The 15,029-nt window shown below is 63.3% G+C and carries 13 protein-coding genes and 1 tRNA gene; 9 read left to right on the plus strand and 5 right to left on the minus strand.

All coding sequences use genetic code 11. The annotated features are described in order from the left end of the window. Nucleotides 1-9 precede the first annotated feature (9 nt). Together ACVW16_RS09065 and ACVW16_RS09070 are read left to right on the plus strand one after the other, a co-directional pair. Nucleotides 10-825: a substrate-binding domain-containing protein gene (locus ACVW16_RS09065; RefSeq protein WP_456735946.1), complete on the plus strand. Its 816-nt coding sequence runs from the start codon at nucleotides 10-12 to the stop codon at nucleotides 823-825. 308 nt (nucleotides 826-1,133) lie between these two features. Beyond that, nucleotides 1,134-2,045, plus strand: coding sequence for an ABC transporter substrate-binding protein (locus tag ACVW16_RS09070; RefSeq protein WP_456704964.1), 912 nt, complete (start codon nucleotides 1,134-1,136; stop codon nucleotides 2,043-2,045). Between the two features lie 171 nt (nucleotides 2,046-2,216). Here ACVW16_RS09070 and ACVW16_RS09075 read toward each other — a convergent pair. From ACVW16_RS09075 to ACVW16_RS09095, 5 genes are all read right to left on the minus strand, one after another. Then, nucleotides 2,217-2,292 (minus strand) — tRNA-Lys (locus ACVW16_RS09075). 168 nt (nucleotides 2,293-2,460) lie between these two features. Further along, a complete protein-coding gene (locus ACVW16_RS09080) occupies nucleotides 2,461-3,066 on the minus strand; it encodes a Spy/CpxP family protein refolding chaperone (RefSeq protein WP_456698909.1) in 606 nt (201 codons plus the stop codon). Nucleotides 3,067-3,258: 192 nt separating this feature from the next. Further along, the gene (locus ACVW16_RS09085; protein WP_456698910.1) at nucleotides 3,259-4,260 is read right to left on the minus strand and encodes a TRAP transporter substrate-binding protein; all 1,002 of its coding nucleotides are present in this window, start codon (nucleotides 4,258-4,260) and stop codon (nucleotides 3,259-3,261) included. A gap of 182 nt (nucleotides 4,261-4,442) precedes the next feature. Continuing rightward, on the minus strand, nucleotides 4,443-6,005 hold the full coding sequence (locus ACVW16_RS09090; protein WP_456698911.1) for a 2-isopropylmalate synthase: 1,563 nt from the start codon (nucleotides 6,003-6,005) through the stop codon (nucleotides 4,443-4,445). 1,117 nt (nucleotides 6,006-7,122) lie between these two features. Further along, nucleotides 7,123-7,371, minus strand: coding sequence for a hypothetical protein (locus ACVW16_RS09095; protein WP_456735947.1), 249 nt, complete (start codon nucleotides 7,369-7,371; stop codon nucleotides 7,123-7,125). A gap of 245 nt (nucleotides 7,372-7,616) precedes the next feature. On the opposite strand from ACVW16_RS09095, the gene ACVW16_RS09100 reads away from it, so the two are divergent. From ACVW16_RS09100 to ACVW16_RS09130, 7 genes are all read left to right on the plus strand, one after another. Next, nucleotides 7,617-8,396, plus strand: a complete 780-nt coding sequence (locus ACVW16_RS09100; protein WP_456735948.1) for an NAD(P)/FAD-dependent oxidoreductase — start codon at nucleotides 7,617-7,619, stop codon at nucleotides 8,394-8,396. Further along, nucleotides 8,308-8,712: an NAD(P)/FAD-dependent oxidoreductase gene (locus ACVW16_RS09105; RefSeq protein WP_456735949.1), complete on the plus strand. Its 405-nt coding sequence runs from the start codon at nucleotides 8,308-8,310 to the stop codon at nucleotides 8,710-8,712. Before ACVW16_RS09100 ends, ACVW16_RS09105 begins: the two co-directional genes overlap by 89 nt. Nucleotides 8,713-8,938: 226 nt before the next feature. Then, on the plus strand, nucleotides 8,939-10,183 hold the full coding sequence (locus ACVW16_RS09110; RefSeq protein ID WP_456698914.1) for an ABC transporter substrate-binding protein: 1,245 nt from the start codon (nucleotides 8,939-8,941) through the stop codon (nucleotides 10,181-10,183). 104 nt (nucleotides 10,184-10,287) lie between these two features. Then, on the plus strand, nucleotides 10,288-11,163 hold the full coding sequence (locus tag ACVW16_RS09115; protein WP_456698915.1) for a branched-chain amino acid ABC transporter permease: 876 nt from the start codon (nucleotides 10,288-10,290) through the stop codon (nucleotides 11,161-11,163). Nucleotide 11,164: 1 nt separating this feature from the next. Further along, nucleotides 11,165-12,091 carry a branched-chain amino acid ABC transporter permease gene (locus tag ACVW16_RS09120; protein WP_456698916.1) on the plus strand — a complete coding sequence of 309 codons (927 nt, stop codon included), beginning with the start codon at nucleotides 11,165-11,167 and terminating at the stop codon, nucleotides 12,089-12,091. Beyond that, nucleotides 12,091-13,572, plus strand: a complete 1,482-nt coding sequence (locus ACVW16_RS09125; protein ID WP_456735950.1) for an ATP-binding cassette domain-containing protein — start codon at nucleotides 12,091-12,093, stop codon at nucleotides 13,570-13,572. The genes ACVW16_RS09120 and ACVW16_RS09125 overlap by 1 nt, the downstream gene beginning before the upstream one ends. A 70-nt stretch (nucleotides 13,573-13,642) precedes the next feature. Further along, a complete protein-coding gene (locus tag ACVW16_RS09130; RefSeq protein ID WP_456698918.1) occupies nucleotides 13,643-14,881 on the plus strand; it encodes an ABC transporter substrate-binding protein in 1,239 nt (412 codons plus the stop codon). Nucleotides 14,882-15,029 lie beyond the last annotated feature (148 nt).

The raw sequence follows: 15,029 nt of genomic DNA on the forward strand, positions 1-15,029 counted from the left end.
GGACCCGCCATGAATGAACAGCCACAACGTAGCCTGGTACGTCCCATTCGCCCGGTTGGGCTTGCTGCAGTAGCAGTACTGGTTGCCGCTCTCTGCGCGCCAGAGGTCGAGGCGGCGGAAGTCCGTGTCATGATTTCAGGCGGCCTCAGCGCCGCCTACAAGGAACTCGTCCCGCAATTCGAAAGGGCGACTGGCAATACCGTCCTCACATCTTACGGGCCTTCGATGGGAAACACCGAGAATGCGATCCCCATTCGCCTGGCGCGCGGCGAACCTGCCGACGTTCTGATCATGGTGGGTGATGCGCTCGGTGTCATGATCTCCAAGAGATTTGCCGATGCTGACAGCCGTGTCGACCTGGTGCGCTCCCCGATCGGCATGGTCGTTCGCGCGGGCGCTGCGAAGCCCGACATCTCGACCCCGGAGGCCCTCAAGGCAACCCTCCTCGGTGCCAAGTCGGTGGCCTATTCCGACAGTGCGAGCGGTGTCTACGTGGGGACAGAGCTGTTCAAGAAGCTTGGCATCGCCTCGGAGATGGAAGGCAAGGCCAGAATGATCCCGGCAGAGCCCGTTGCCGCCGTGGTGGCCCGCGGTGACGCCGAACTCGGCTTTCAGCAAATCAGCGAGCTGCTGCCGATCCCAGGCGCCGACTTGGTTGGACCGCTGCCACCAGAACTCCAAAAGATCACGATCTTCTCGGCTGCCCTCACCCAGGACGGCAAGGCACGCGAGCAGGGTAAGGCACTCATCGACTTCCTTGCTTCACCGGCTGCGGCGCCCGCACTCATAAAATCCGGCATGGAGCCAATCGCACCCACCCGATAGAAATCTCCGGGATCCCGAATTGGCCCGAGCTTTTCTTCCCGCGCGGGCCTCCTCTATACTGTCTGCTTTAGACGTCGGCCGGCGGACCTAGTTAAGAAACCCGCCTCATCCGGCAGATCGAGGCAGTTCCGATGCTGGGGAGCAGGTTACATTTTTTAGCTATAAGCGTCCTGTGCGCCCTCGCGGCCACACCGACGAGCAGCCAAGAGGACCAGGTTCGCACCGATCCACTTGACCGAGACCGACTGTCGGCGGGCTCCGGGACGGAGGGTGCGATACGCATCATCTCGACATCGGATACCATCGAAGTGAAAGGCCTGCTCGGCGAGTGGCATCGCTTGCATCCCAATATTCGCGTCGATTACATCCATCAGAGCTCTCTGGAGATTTACGAGGAGGTCGTCAAATGCCGCGAGCGCGGTCAATGCGCCGACATCGCGTGGAGTTCGGCGATGGACCTGCAAGTCAAGCTCGTGAACGACGGCTATGCGCAACTCTTCTCGCCGACCGACTCCGATCGAATTCCCGATTGGGCAATTTGGAGGAAGCAGGCCTTCGGAATTACCGCTGAGCCGATCGCTCTCGTATACAACAAGCAGCTAGTCCCGCCGGAGGATGTTCCGCGCACACGAGCCGATCTGCTGAAGCTGTTGAGCGCGAAGCGCAGTATCTATCAGGGCAAAGTAGCCACCTACGATGCTGAGCTGAGCGGTACGGGATTTCTCTTCTTCAGTAACGACGTCCAAATCACGCCGAACACATGGAACCTGATCCGCAGCCTCGGACAGGCCGGCGTTCGGCTTTACACGTTCAGTCACACGATCCTCGATCGGGTCGCGAGCGGAGAGCATCTGCTGGCCTACAACATGATCGCTTCATACGCGCTCGAAAGGGCGAAGGAGGATCCATCGATCGGTGTGACTCTATTCACCGATTATACCGCGTTGATTACGCGGATCGCGATTTTACCGAAAAACGCGCCAAATCCGGCACAGGCTGCACTCTTCATGGACTTCCTGCTCTCCCGGAACGGTCAGGAGCAGTTAGCGGCGCGCTCCTTCGGGACGGTACGCTCCGATCTCCCAACCGGCCTTAGGGCAACCGTGAGCGAGGACACGCTACGTCCTATCCGCGTGGGACCAGACCTTCTGGCGAATCTCGACCAATCCAAACGGAAAGCCTTCTTCCGCGAATGGCGCCGCGCCCTGGATGGACGGTAACCTCCCAAAGCTTCCGCTGGTCTAAGAGTCGACCCTCCGATCGAAGCCGTCGCTCAAGCGCCTCAGATCAGGAGGCGAGGCGTAAGCAGCGCTCGTCCTGGTCGGACGTCGAAAACGTCAAACCAAACGTCCCGTTCTGATGCCCATTCGCTGCAAGCACCTGAATTTGCTTGGTGGGCGCACCAGGGCTCGAACCTGGGACCCGCTGATTAAGAGTCAGCTGCTCTACCAACTGAGCTATGCGCCCGAAAGGCGGTCAATGCCTTGCGAGGCCGGTCGTTTAGCAAAGCGATCCGGATATGGCAAGCGATGCGACGCATGTTTTCCAAGCTTCTTCCACAGCCCCGGAAACGCGAAAAGCCGCTGGATTTCCAGCGGCTTCTCCAGGGTTAATTCCCGCGGAATCCCGTTACGCTCAAAGACGCCCCTCCCGATCCGGGCCGTTATCGCGGTCGAAATGATCGCCGCCACGGAAGTGGTCCATGCCACGTTCCATCATGCGGCCCATGCCGCGCTCCATGAAGTGGTGCCGCGGGCCGTCCTCACCGTCGCCGAAGGGGCCGCGGTGGCGGGTCAGCAGGGCAAGACGCCGCTTCTGGCCGTCGTCGAGGGTCTTGTAGAGCGGATCGGCGGCGTCGGCGATCTTCTTCAGGGCTGCGGAGGTCGCGCCCATGTCGTCGGCGCGCTGGCGCAAGCGGGCGACCGGGTCATCCGGCTTGTCGCCATCCCGGTCCGCGTCCCCTGGACCGGCGTTCATCCGCGCATTGGCGCGGTCGAGCCGCAGCTTGGCGAAGTCGCGCACGGCGGCCTCGACCGGCGGCCACAGCTTCTCCTGGTCGGCATTGAGCTTGAGCCCGGCATGGACGGCGGCGATCCGCGCGTCGACCATGGCAGCGCGGTCTTCCGGGTTCATGCGGATGTGGCGGAAGTGCTCCATCCACGGGCGATGAAACTGGGCATAGACCGCTCCCGAGCCGGCGATGCTGAGCACGGCGATGGCGGCGATGGTGAACTTCCTCATACGAACCTCCTTTGGAAGGGTGCCCTGAAGATGAGGTGCCCGGGGCCAAGGCGCAACTTACAACTTGGACAGAGAGGGCGTTCTAACGAAGATGTAACGGCCGTGAATTTTGGTTCAGCCAGAACCGGAAATCATTCGCAACAAGCGGCTTCCGTGCAAACCGCACGGAAGCCTCATCGTCGTAGGTCGAGACTAGTTCGTCGTGCTCTTGGCTTCCTTCTGGAATTCGTCGATCAACGGCTGGCCGACGCGGCTTGCCGCGTCCTTGTAGACGGGCTCCATCGCCTTTCGCATCGCCTCGTCCTGCTCCGGCGTGAGCTTGATGATCTCGCTCTTGCCGCTCTTCTTGATCTCGGCGAGCGCGTCGTCGTTCTCCTTCTGCGACTGCGCGTTGTTGAAGTCGGTCGCTTCCTTCATTGCTTTCGACAGCTGGTCGCGGACGTCGGCCGGAAGATCATCCCAGAACTTCTTGTTCACGATCACGACGTAGCCGATGTAGCCGTGGTTGGTCTCGGTGATGTACTTCTGCACCTCGTGCATCTTCTGGGTATAGATGTTCGACCAGGTGTTCTCCTGACCGTCGACCACGCCGGTCTGCAGCGCCTGATAGACCTCCGAGAACGCCATCACCTGCGGCAGCGAGCCGAGCGCCTTGAACTGCGCCTGCAGCACGCGCGAGGACTGGATGCGGAATTTGACGCCCTGATAATCGCTCGGCGCCACCAGCTTCTTGTTGGCGCTCATCTCCTTGAAGCCGTTGTCCCAATAGGCAAGACCGGTGATGCCCTTCGGCTCGAGCAGTTTGAGCAGCTTTGCCCCTAACGGGCCTTCCGTCACCTTGCGCAGCGTCTTCAGGTCAGGGAGGATATAGGGCAGATCGAACACCTCGAACTCGCGGATGCCGAGCGGTCCGAACTTGGAATTGGACGGCGCCAGCATCTGCACGCTGCCGAGTTGCAGCGCCTCGAGCTCTTCCTTGTCCTTGTAGAGCGACGAGTTCGGATAGACCTCAATCTTCACCTTGCCGCCAGTGTATTTCTCGGCGAGTTCCTTGAATTTCTCGGCTGCCTTGCCCTTCGGCGTATCGGTCGCGACGACGTGGCTGAACTTGATGATGATCGGGTCGGCGCTGGCGGGGCCGGCAAGACTCAAAGTCAATGCCGCAATGGACGCCGCGATCGCGAAGGTGCGCATGATCTCTCCCTGTTATTCTCTTGTTGTTCTCTCGGGCCGCCCAACGCGGGCGTCTATCCCCAAGCCGGGAGCATCAATAGCGACTCGCGCATTGAGCCGCTATCGGTCGTTCGCAGGGCTGCCATTCATGATGAACGACAAAGCCGCCTCTCCCCCAAACGGGAGAGGCGAAGCAAGCCGCGTCAGCTCGCCGCAGCCGTCGTCACGGTGTCGCGCTGGCGCTTCATGACGATCTTGTTGAGCGCGCCGAGATAGGCTTTCGCCGAGGCCACCAGCGTATCCGGATCCGCGGCGCGCGCCGTCATCGAACGTCCGTCGTGCGACAGCCGCACCGAGACTTCCGCCTGCGCGTCGGTGCCTTCGGTGACCGCGTGGACCTGATACAGCTCGAGCTTGGCCTCGTGCGGAACGAGACGCTTGATGCAGTTGAACACCGCGTCGACAGGACCGTTGCCTTCGGCCTCCTCGATCTTGATCTGGCCCTCGACGTCGAGCTTCATGGTCGCACGCTGCGGGCCATGGGTCCCGGCGATCACGGTCAGCGAGGTCAGCTTGATGCGGTCGTGCGAGGCCGCCATCTCCTCGTCGACCAGCGCCTCGATGTCCTCGTCATAGATGTCCTTCTTGCGGTCGGCGAGCGCCTTCATCCGCGTGAACGCATCTTCCAGCTGGTTGGGGCCGAGCTTGTAGCCCATCTCTTCCAGCTTGTGCACGAAGGCATGGCGGCCGGAGTGCTTGCCGAGCACCAGCGAGGACTGCTTCAGGCCGACCATCTCGGGCCGCATGATCTCGTAGGTGGAGGCATCCTTCAGCACGCCGTCCTGGTGAATGCCGCTCTCGTGCGCGAACGCGTTCCGGCCGACGATCGCCTTGTTGTACTGGACGGGAAACGAGGTCGCCGCCGACACCAGCTTCGAGGCGCGGGTGAGCTGCGTGGTGTCGATCTTGTTCCAGTACGGGAATTTGTCGTTGCGCACGTTGATCGCCATCACGATCTCTTCGAGCGCGGCGTTGCCGGCGCGCTCGCCGATCCCGTTGACGGTGCACTCGACCTGACGCGCGCCGCCGACGACGCCGGCCAGCGAGTTCGCAACCGCCATGCCGAGATCGTTATGGCAGTGCACGGAGAACACGGCCTTGTCGGAGTTCGGCACGCGCTCGATCAGCGTCTTCATGAAGTGGGTGTATTCCTCCGGCACCGTGTAACCGACGGTATCGGGGATGTTCACCGTGGTCGCACCGGCCTTGATGACGGCCTCGACGATGCGGCACAGATAGTCCATTTCGCTGCGGGTGCCGTCCTCGGCCGACCATTCGACGTCGTCGATCTGGTTGCGGGCGCGCGCGACCATCGCAACCGAGGTCTCGATCACCTCCTCCGGGGTCTTGTTCAGCTTCACCCGCATGTGCAGCGGCGAGGTCGCGATCACGGTGTGGACGCGGCCGCGCTTGGCGAATTTCACCGCCTCGGCGCAGCGGTCGATGTCGGCCGGATGGGCGCGCGACAGTCCGGCGATGATCGAATTCTTGGAGCGGCGGGCGATCTCGCTGACCGCCTGGAAGTCGCCTTCGGAGGTGATGGGGAAGCCGGCTTCGATGACATCGACGCCCATATCATCCAGCAGCTCGGCGACCTCGAGCTTCTCCTCGAAGGTCATGGTAGCGCCGGGGCACTGCTCGCCGTCGCGCAACGTGGTGTCGAAAATGATGACGCGGTCCTTATCGGACTTGTTCGCGGGGGCCATTGCAAAATTCCTTTTGAGCTTTCGCGCCAGTCTGCCGGGCGCCTGAGGTATCCGGTGATCTCGACCAACCCCTGAGCGCCCAGGCGCGTTGCGCCCAGCCGGCCCTCAGGGGCAAGTAAGAAGAAGCCCGCCAAGAAGGAGGGTGGGCAGCAGCACGGCCGGGATCGTGGCGGCGGCCAGTGCCGCCTCCCCCGAAATCCCATCAATTTGGCCGCGAATCAGCATTGCCAGACCCTTTGAGCCCCGAATCCTCGATCAAAACCGTTGACGGCTGGTTGCCGGGAGGCCCAGTGAAGTCGTTCTAGACGAGAAATGGCAGCAACTGCAACGCCAAAAGATGGTCAGGGGAACTGACCTGGTTGCCTCGGTGTCCAGGACGCAGTGCAACGCGGAAGCGCTGCGTTGCGACCCCGGGGCACGAGAATGCTCCCCTGCGATGAACTCTGAAACATCAGACACACCTACGCCTTCCCGCGGCGCGTTGCGCCCGAGTTTTGCTCGTCTCGTCACGCCCTCGACAGAAGGGCGCAGGGAAGGCCGGGTGCCGACCTCGCACCCACGGTCTGCTGCGCGAAAGCGTAGCGCAAGGAGACCGCACAGCAGCATACAGGTGTGGCCGAACACACGGCCTTCCCTGCGCAGTGGTCGGACGGCTTATGCCGTGCTCTCCCGGGAGCCGAATTCCTTCTGGCCTCCCTCGCCTTACGGAAGTTACCGGCAGCGCGCCGGTTGGCGCCGATGCCGCATCCGCAAGACTTGACCGTAGCGACGACGGCCAGGACCACACGGTTTTGCCGTACGCAGGCAGATCCCGCTTCGCCCAAAGGGCTTGGCCGGACACGGCGCCGTTCGTCCGACGCGGCTTGCGAGGTGCTCACGAGGCTCGGCTCAATCCACTGCCCCGCCCTGCCACTCACATCCGCGACGGCGCCGCCCACGTCCACCGCAGCCCGATCCGCGGCTCGTGACGACGTACGACCGCCCCTTTTCGCCGGATCAGGATCGGCGACACATACGCCAAATCCGAATTTCGGTAAAGCGGAATATTTTGACGCGAGGTGGTTGACCAAGGCTTGGCTGTTTGCCAGTCGGCCCGTGCAATTCCTGGTAGGTCGGGTTATCCCACGCGGCGGGTGCGGGCCCTGGTCTCCCAGCGATCCAGCATCTGGCCGAGTTCACCGAGGGCGGGGAGCGGAGTGTCGTTGGTGTTCGCGGGCACGGTCGGGCTCAGCCAGTCCGGCTGCGTGTAGCCGCCCGAGCGGCGAGCCGCGGCACGCCGTTTGCGGGACTTGAAATCGCGCGTGACATAGCCGGCCGCATACGCGGTCCCGAGCAACACGATCAATGTGATGACACCTTGCACCATTGGCTGCGACCTTTCGTGCAAAAACTTCTGCGCAGCAATAGGGGCGAGGTCAAGGCTTGACGGGGCCCAAACTGGGGCCCGGTCGAGCACGACACGAATGGGTCGCCTCCTGCACGAGCGGAACAGCCATGCGCAAATGATGCGGCATCGTCCGTGACAACAGTCAGCGGCGCCGCCGGACCTCGCCGGCGCCGTATTGTCCGGATAGCATCGTCGTTGAGAGAAGAATCATCGATGTCGAATCCATGCGCGTTGTGATTTGCGGCGGCGGCGTGATCGGGGCTTGCACGGCCTACTTCCTGCGTCGTCGCGGGGTCGACGTCATCGTGGTTGAGCGAACCGACATCGCAGCCGCGGCATCTGGCAAGGCTGGCGGCTTCCTCGCGCGGGACTGGTGCGCCGGCACGCCGCTCGATGCGCTGGCACGTCGCAGCTTCGCGCTTCACGCGCAATTGCCGGAAGAGATTGCAGGCGATTGGGGCCATCGGCCGATGAGCACGTATAGCGGCTATGTTGCGCCCGATCGCGACCCGCGCCGGAATGCGCCGTCCGTGCTCGACTGGCTGAGCGAGGGCATCGTCATCGCACGGCGCATCGGAACGACCGAGACGACCGCGATCGTTCATCCCAGGAAATTCACCTTGGCGATGATGAATGCGGCGATCGCAGATGGCGCCGAGCTTCGCCATGACCGCGTCACCGGCATCGTCCGCGATGCGGATGGGAGGCGCGCGAAGGGTGTCGAGATCGACGGCGGCATCATCGAAGCCGATGCCGTTGTGATCGCGATGGGACCGTGGTCGCTGCTCGCGGCGCAATGGATGAGCCTGCTATGGACAGCGCAGCCCGAGCATCGTGTACGACCTCGGCCCCAACGCACCCGCCGATGCGTTGTTCCTGGAAACCGAGATCGATGGCGACGCGGCGTCGATCGAGGTGTTTCCACGCGCCGATGGAAGCGCGCATATCACCGCGCTCTCCGACATCGCGCCGCTGCCCCTCGATCCGGCGACCGTGACGCCTGACAGCGAGGCGATCGTGCGCCTGCAAGCCATGTCCGAACGGCTGTCGCCGCTGTTTCGCCCGGAGATGATCATGGCGCAGCAGGCCTGCTTCCGCCCCGTGACCGAAGACGGCCTGCCGCTGATCGGCCGGATACCGGAAAGCGAAGGGCTCTATGTCGCGACCGGGCATAATGTGTGGGGCATCCTGAATGCGCCCGCCACCGGCGAAGCCTTGGCGCAGCTGATCATGGATGGCGTGACACGAGACGTGAGCCTCGCGCCATTCGACCCGGGCCGGCTTCAACCGCTCGACCCATCGTTGCTGCAAGCGCGCTGAGCCTGCGCGACGGCTGCCTTGCACACCCGCGATACACTCGCATGCCCGCCGACGAAATCTGCATGCCTGGGTGCGGAATACCGGGTCTGCCGTGCCCGATATTTGCGCAGCTAGACTTTAGTCCCCATCGTACAATCCTGAATACAGTTTTACTTGCCGAGGATGCTCTCGCCGTTATAGTCCGCCCCAATTGCTCAAAGAAGCTTGAGTGAAGGGAGATAACAACATGAATAAAGCACTCTCTGGTGCATTGCGAAGTGCGTTTGGTGCGGCCGCGGCGGGCGCATTGTTGGCGGCCTCAGGTGCGGCCTTTGCGGCCGATCCGATCAAGATCGGCGTGATCGCGGAAGCGCAGGCGATTGCCGGCGCATCGATCCCGCAGGCGGCGCAGCTCGCCGCCGAAGAGATCAACGCCGCGGGCGGCGTGGACGGCCGCAAGATCGAGATCATCGGCTACGACAATCACTCCTCCTCGGCAGATTCCGTTCGCGCGTTTCAGCGCGCGGTGAACGAGGACAAGGTCAATGCCGTCATCGCCAGCTACATCAGCGAAGTGGTGCTGGCGCTGGAACCGTGGGCGGCGCGGCTGAAGACGCCGTTCGTCACGCCGGGTGCGGCCTCCAACGAGATCAGCAAGAGCGTCCACGCCGATTACGAGAAGAACAAGTACACCTTCCACGGCTATCTGACCTCGGCGGCGCTGGCACTCTCGGTCTGCGACGGCGCCAAGGATCTGCTCGTCGACAAGCTGCACATGAAGACCGCCGTCATCATGAGCGAGGACGCCGCCTGGACCAAGCCGCTCGATATCGGCTACGAGGAGTGCCTGCCCAAGATCGGGCTGAAGGTGCTCGACCACATCCGCTTCTCGCCTGACACCACCGACTTCACCCCGATCTTCAACAAGATCGAAGGCTCGAAGCCGGATGTGATCATCACCGGCATCTCCCATGTCGGCGTGCAGCCGACGGTGCAGTGGAAGAACCAGCAGGTGCCGATCCCGATGTTCGGCATCTCGTCGCAGGCGACCAACGAGACCTTCGCCAAGGACACCAACCAGGCGGCCGAAGGCGTGCTCTACCAGGGCGTCTCCGGGCCCGGCGTGGCCGTGACGCCGAAGTCGGTGCCGTTCGCGGAAAACTTCAAGAAGAAGTTCGGCAACTATCCCTCCTATGCCGGCTACACCGCCTACGACGAGGTCTATTACCTCGCCGATGCCGTGAAGCGCGCCGGCTCGACCGACGCCGACAAGCTGGTCGATGCGCTGGAGAAGACCGACTGGGAAGGCACGATCGGCCGCGTCCAATTCTACGGCAAGGACGATCCGTTCACTCACTCGATCAAATACGGCAAGGGCCTGATCACCGGGTTGATGCTGCAATGGCAGGACGGCAAGCAGATCGCGGTCTGGCCCAAGGACGTCGCCAAGACCGAGATCAAGTTCCCGAGCTTCATCAAGCTCAGCAACTGATCGGAGACGCTCCCGGGACGACCTCCCGGGAGCTTCCACTTGCGGCCCCTCCCGCAGCACCTTTCCTCAAAGCGGCAGCCAGGCTGCCACCCGGCCAATCATAGATGCGAGCTTTCCAGATCCTGATCGATGGCTTTGCCATCAGCGCTCTCTACGCTCTCGGTGCCACCGGCTTCACGCTGATCTTCGGCGTCTCAGGCGTGCTCAACCTCTCCCACGGCGCGATCATGGTGGCGGCAGCGGTGGCGGCCTGGGCCGCCGCCAGCATCCTCGGCGTCGGCACCTATGCCGGCGCGCTGATCGGGGTCGGTGTCGCGCTCCTCACGGCGTTCGCCACTTACTTCGCGGTGGTGAAGCCCATTCAGGACTCCCGGCGCATTCCGAATGAGGAAAAGGAGATCTTCGTCCTCACGGGCACCCTGCTCTGGGGCATCATGATCCAGGAGCTGATCGCCTATTTCTTCACCAACAACGCCAAGACGGTGCTGCCGATCGTCGAAGGCGTCGTCGACATCCTCGGCGTCCGCACGCCGACAAACGAGATCTTCACCGCGATCGTGTGCTGCCTCGTGATCGGACTGCTGTGGCTGCTGGTGAACCGCACCCGCACCGGCAAGGCCGTGCTGGCGGCCTCCATGAATCCCCGCGGCGTGACGCTGCTGGGCCTCGAGCTCACCAACATCTACATCGTGGTCTGGACGATCTACGGCATCCTCGCCGGCATTGCCGGCGTGCTGCTCGGCATGTTCTTGGGGGTCAGCTCCTACAGCGTGGGGCCATTGACCGCGAGCGCGTTCTCGATCGTCGTGCTCGGCGGCCTCGGCAGCGTCTCCGGCTCGCTGATCGCAGCCTTCGTTGTCGGCTATCTCGAAACGTTGACCGCTTATCTGGTCTCGCCCGCCTACCGCACCATTCCGGCGCTGCTGCTGCTCGTGTTCGTGATGTACATCCGGCCCCAGGGCCTTCTGGGGAGGCGCTGAGATGGCTGGCTTCTTTACCTCGCGCCTGTTCTTCGTCTCGCTGGCGCTCGTCATCGTCGCGGCGACGCTGCCGCTTTATGTCTCCGGCTATGTGCTCGGCCTCCTCACCGTCGCGTTCTATTTCGGCGTGTTCGCGATGGCCTGGGACCTGCTGTTCGGCTTCGCGGGCGAAGTCAATTTCGGCCCGACGTTCCTGATCGGCGTCGGCGCGTACACCGCCGGCATCCTGAATGCCCAGTTCGGCTGGTCGGTGTACGCCTGCATCGTGCTCGGCGCGCTCGCTTCCGTCATCGCCGGTCTCGTGCTGGCGCTGCCGGCCTTGCGCGTGCGCGGGCCGTATTTCGGCCTGACCACGCTGGTCGCGGTCCTGATGCTGCAGAACTTCGTCGTCGTGTTCGCCGATCTCACCGGCGGCGAGATCGGGCTCACAATCCCCGACGTCATCACCATCAATGCCGGCGCCAACTACTGGATCGCGCTCGGCTTCATGACGATCTCGGCGGCGATCCTGTACGGGCTGTCGCAATCGCCTGTCGGCCTCGTGCTGCAAGCCAGCGGCCAGGATCCGGTGCAAGCAGGCGCGCTCGGCTTCAACATCGTCAAGCACAAGCTCGCCGCCTTCGTCGTCAGCGCGTTCTTCTCTGGATTGTCGGGCGCGCTGCTGGTGTTCTATTTCGGCACCGCCTCGGTCGGCACCGTGGTTGACGTCGCGGTCGGCGTCAACGTGATCGTCTCCGCCGTGCTCGGCGGCCGACGCACCGTGCTGGGCGCTGCGCTCGGCGCGATCTTCCTGATCGTGGCCGGCGAATTTCTGCGGCCGACCGGCGAGCTCGCGACCTTCATCGTCTCGGCGGTCGCCTTGCTCGTCGTCCTGTTCTTCCCCGGCGGCTTTCTCGGAGCGGCCCTCTCGCGCGAGGCTCGCTCGTAATGGATCAGAGGCTTTCCAACCGGCCCGTGCTCGAAGTCCGCGGCCTGACCAAACGCTTCGGTGGATTGACCGCGGTGAAGAATCTCGGCTTCGACGTCAATGCGGGCGAGATCTTTGGCCTGATCGGGCCGAACGGCTCGGGCAAGTCCACCGCGATGAAGAGCGTGATGGGCATCGAGCGCCCGACATCAGGTGACGTGATCTTCGAAGGGGAGAATGTCGCCGGCCTGCCCGCGCACAAGATCGCGCGCAAAGGCTTCGGCATGGTGTTCCAGCACTCGCGGCCGCTGAACCGGCAGACGGTGCTGGAGAACATCATGGTGGCGCTGCTGCCGGACAGCCTGTTCATGCTGTTCCCGGACAAGGCGCTGGTCGAGCGCGCCAAATGGATCGCCGACCGCGTTGGCCTGGGAGCCGTGATGAATCGCCGCCCGCCGACGCTGCCCTTTGCCGATTTGCGAAGACTCGAGCTCGCGAAAGCCATCGCGCGCGATCCGAAGGTGGTATTGGTCGACGAGCCCTTCGCCGGCCTGACCCGTGCCGAGGTCGACGTGTTCTCCGACCTGATCCGCAGTTTTCGCGACGAGGGCCGTGCGGTGATGCTGGTCGATCACAACGTCAAGAGCGTCGCGGCACTCGTTGATCGCGTGCTGGCGATGTATCTCGGCGAGGAGATCGTCACCGGCAGGGCCGACGAGGTCATGAAGAACGAGACGGTGCGGCGGGTCTATCTCGGCGGCGCCATCGAGACCCATGCCCGGCCGGAGACCAGCTTCAAGGACAGGGTGCCGCTGCTGCAGGTCGAGAATGTCAGCGTCCATTACGGCAAGGCGCAGGCGCTGGAGAATGTCTCGATCCATATTCACGAGGGCGAGTTCGTCTCCATCGTCGGCCTCAACGGCGCCGGCAAGACCACGCTGTTCAACACCATCTCCGGGTTCCTGCCCTACACCGGTGAAATCGTGCGCGGCGGCGAGAAGCTGCGCGGCACGAGCCCCGCCAGGATCGCGCGCAGCGGCCTCGTGCAGTGCCCCGAATCGCGAGAGCTGTTCGGCGAGATGAGCGTGCGCGAAAATCTCGATCTCGGCGGCCAGCATCTCGATGACGACGCAAGGGCGAAGCAGCTCGCCTGGTTGTTCGAGCTGTTCCCGATCCTCAGAGAACGCCAGGGCCAGATGGCGCAGACACTGTCCGGCGGCGAGCAGCAGATGCTTGCAATCGGCCGCGCCTTGATGATGCAGCCCCAGATCCTGATCCTGGACGAGCCGACGCTGGGCCTCGCGCCCGTCATCCTCGAGCTGCTCTCCAAGGCGCTCACGAGGCTGCGGCAGACCACGTCGATCACCGTGCTGCTCGGCGAGCAAAACGTCACCTTCGCGCTGCCGCACGCCGACCGCGTCTATGTGCTGGAACACGCACGGATCGTCTGGGAGGGCGATCCCGGCCGCTTCGCCGCGGAGGCCGGCGCCGATTTTCTCTAATCACGTATCAACAACCGAAAAACTATCAACAACGGAAAAACGCAGGAAAACAAAAGAAAGGGAAACGACCATGGGATCATCGACGGCTCTGGGTTCTGCCCTCCTCACCTCGGCGCTGGCGCTGTGCCTCGCCGCCCCCGCCTACGCGCAGGCGAACGATCCGATCAAGATCGGCGTCATCGCCGAGGTGCAGTCGATCGCGGGGGCTGCGACGCCGGGCGGCGCACAGATCGCCGCCGACGAGATCAACGCCAAGGGCGGCATCCTCGGCCGCAAGGTCGAGATCGTCACCTATGACAACAAGAGCTCCTCGGCCGACTCGGTCCGCGCGTTCCAGCGCGCGGTGAGCGAGGACAAGGTCTCGGCGGTGATCGCGAGCTACATTTCCGAAGTCGTGCTGGCCCTGGAGCCCTGGGCGGCGCGGCTGAAGATGCCGCTGATCACGCCGGGCGCCGCCTCGAACGAGATCACCAAGGCTGTTCACAGCGACTACGAGAAGAACAAGTACACCTTCCACGGCTATCTGACCTCGGCCGCGCAAGCGCAGCTCGTTTGCGACGCGGCGAAGGACCTGCTCGTCGACAAGATGCACATGAAGACGGTCGCGATCATGAGCGAGGACGCCGCCTGGACCAAGCCGCTCGATATCGGCTACGAGGCCTGCCTGCCCAAGGCGGGCTTGAAGGTTGTCGAGCACGTGCGCTTCTCGCCCGACACCACCGACTTCACGCCGATCTTCAACAACATGGAGGCCAAGAAGCCCGACGTGATCGTGACAGGCATCTCGCATGTCGGCGTGCAGCCGACGGTGCAGTGGAAGAACCAGCAGGTGCCGATCCCGATGTTCGGCATCAGCGCGCAGGCGCTGAGCCCGACCTTCTGGAAGGACACCAATGGCGCGGCCGACGGCGTGCCGTCGCTCGCAGTCGCGACGCCCGATGTTGCCGTCACCTCCAAGACAAAACCGTTCGCCGCCGCCTTCAAGGCCAAGTTCGGCACGCCGCCGGCCTATACCGGCTACACCGCCTATGACGACGTCTACATCATCACCGACGCCATCAAGCGCGCCGGCTCGACCGATCCGGACAAGATGGTCGCGGAGATGGAGAAGACCAATTTCGAGGGCACGATCGGCCAGATCCAGTTCTACGGCAAGGACGACGAGTTCACCCATGGCATCAAGTCCGGTCCGGGCGCGGTGACCGGCCTGGTCTTCCAATGGCAGGACGAGAAGCAGGTCGTGGTCTGGCCCGAGAAGATCGCGGATGGCAAGCTGAAGTTTCCGAACTTCGTGAAGCTGTCGCAGTAAGCGGAAGGGCGGCTCCGCAAGCGCGCGATGCCCGGGCCGAGCCCGGGCATTTCGTTTTTGCCCTTGCTGCCAGGCACTCTTGCAAATTCGGCAAGGTCGATCAAAGTAAGGACCGGCACGCAGGCAGCTTTGAAGAATCTGCGGCTCA

Source organism: Bradyrhizobium sp. USDA 4474 (assembly GCF_054057515.1).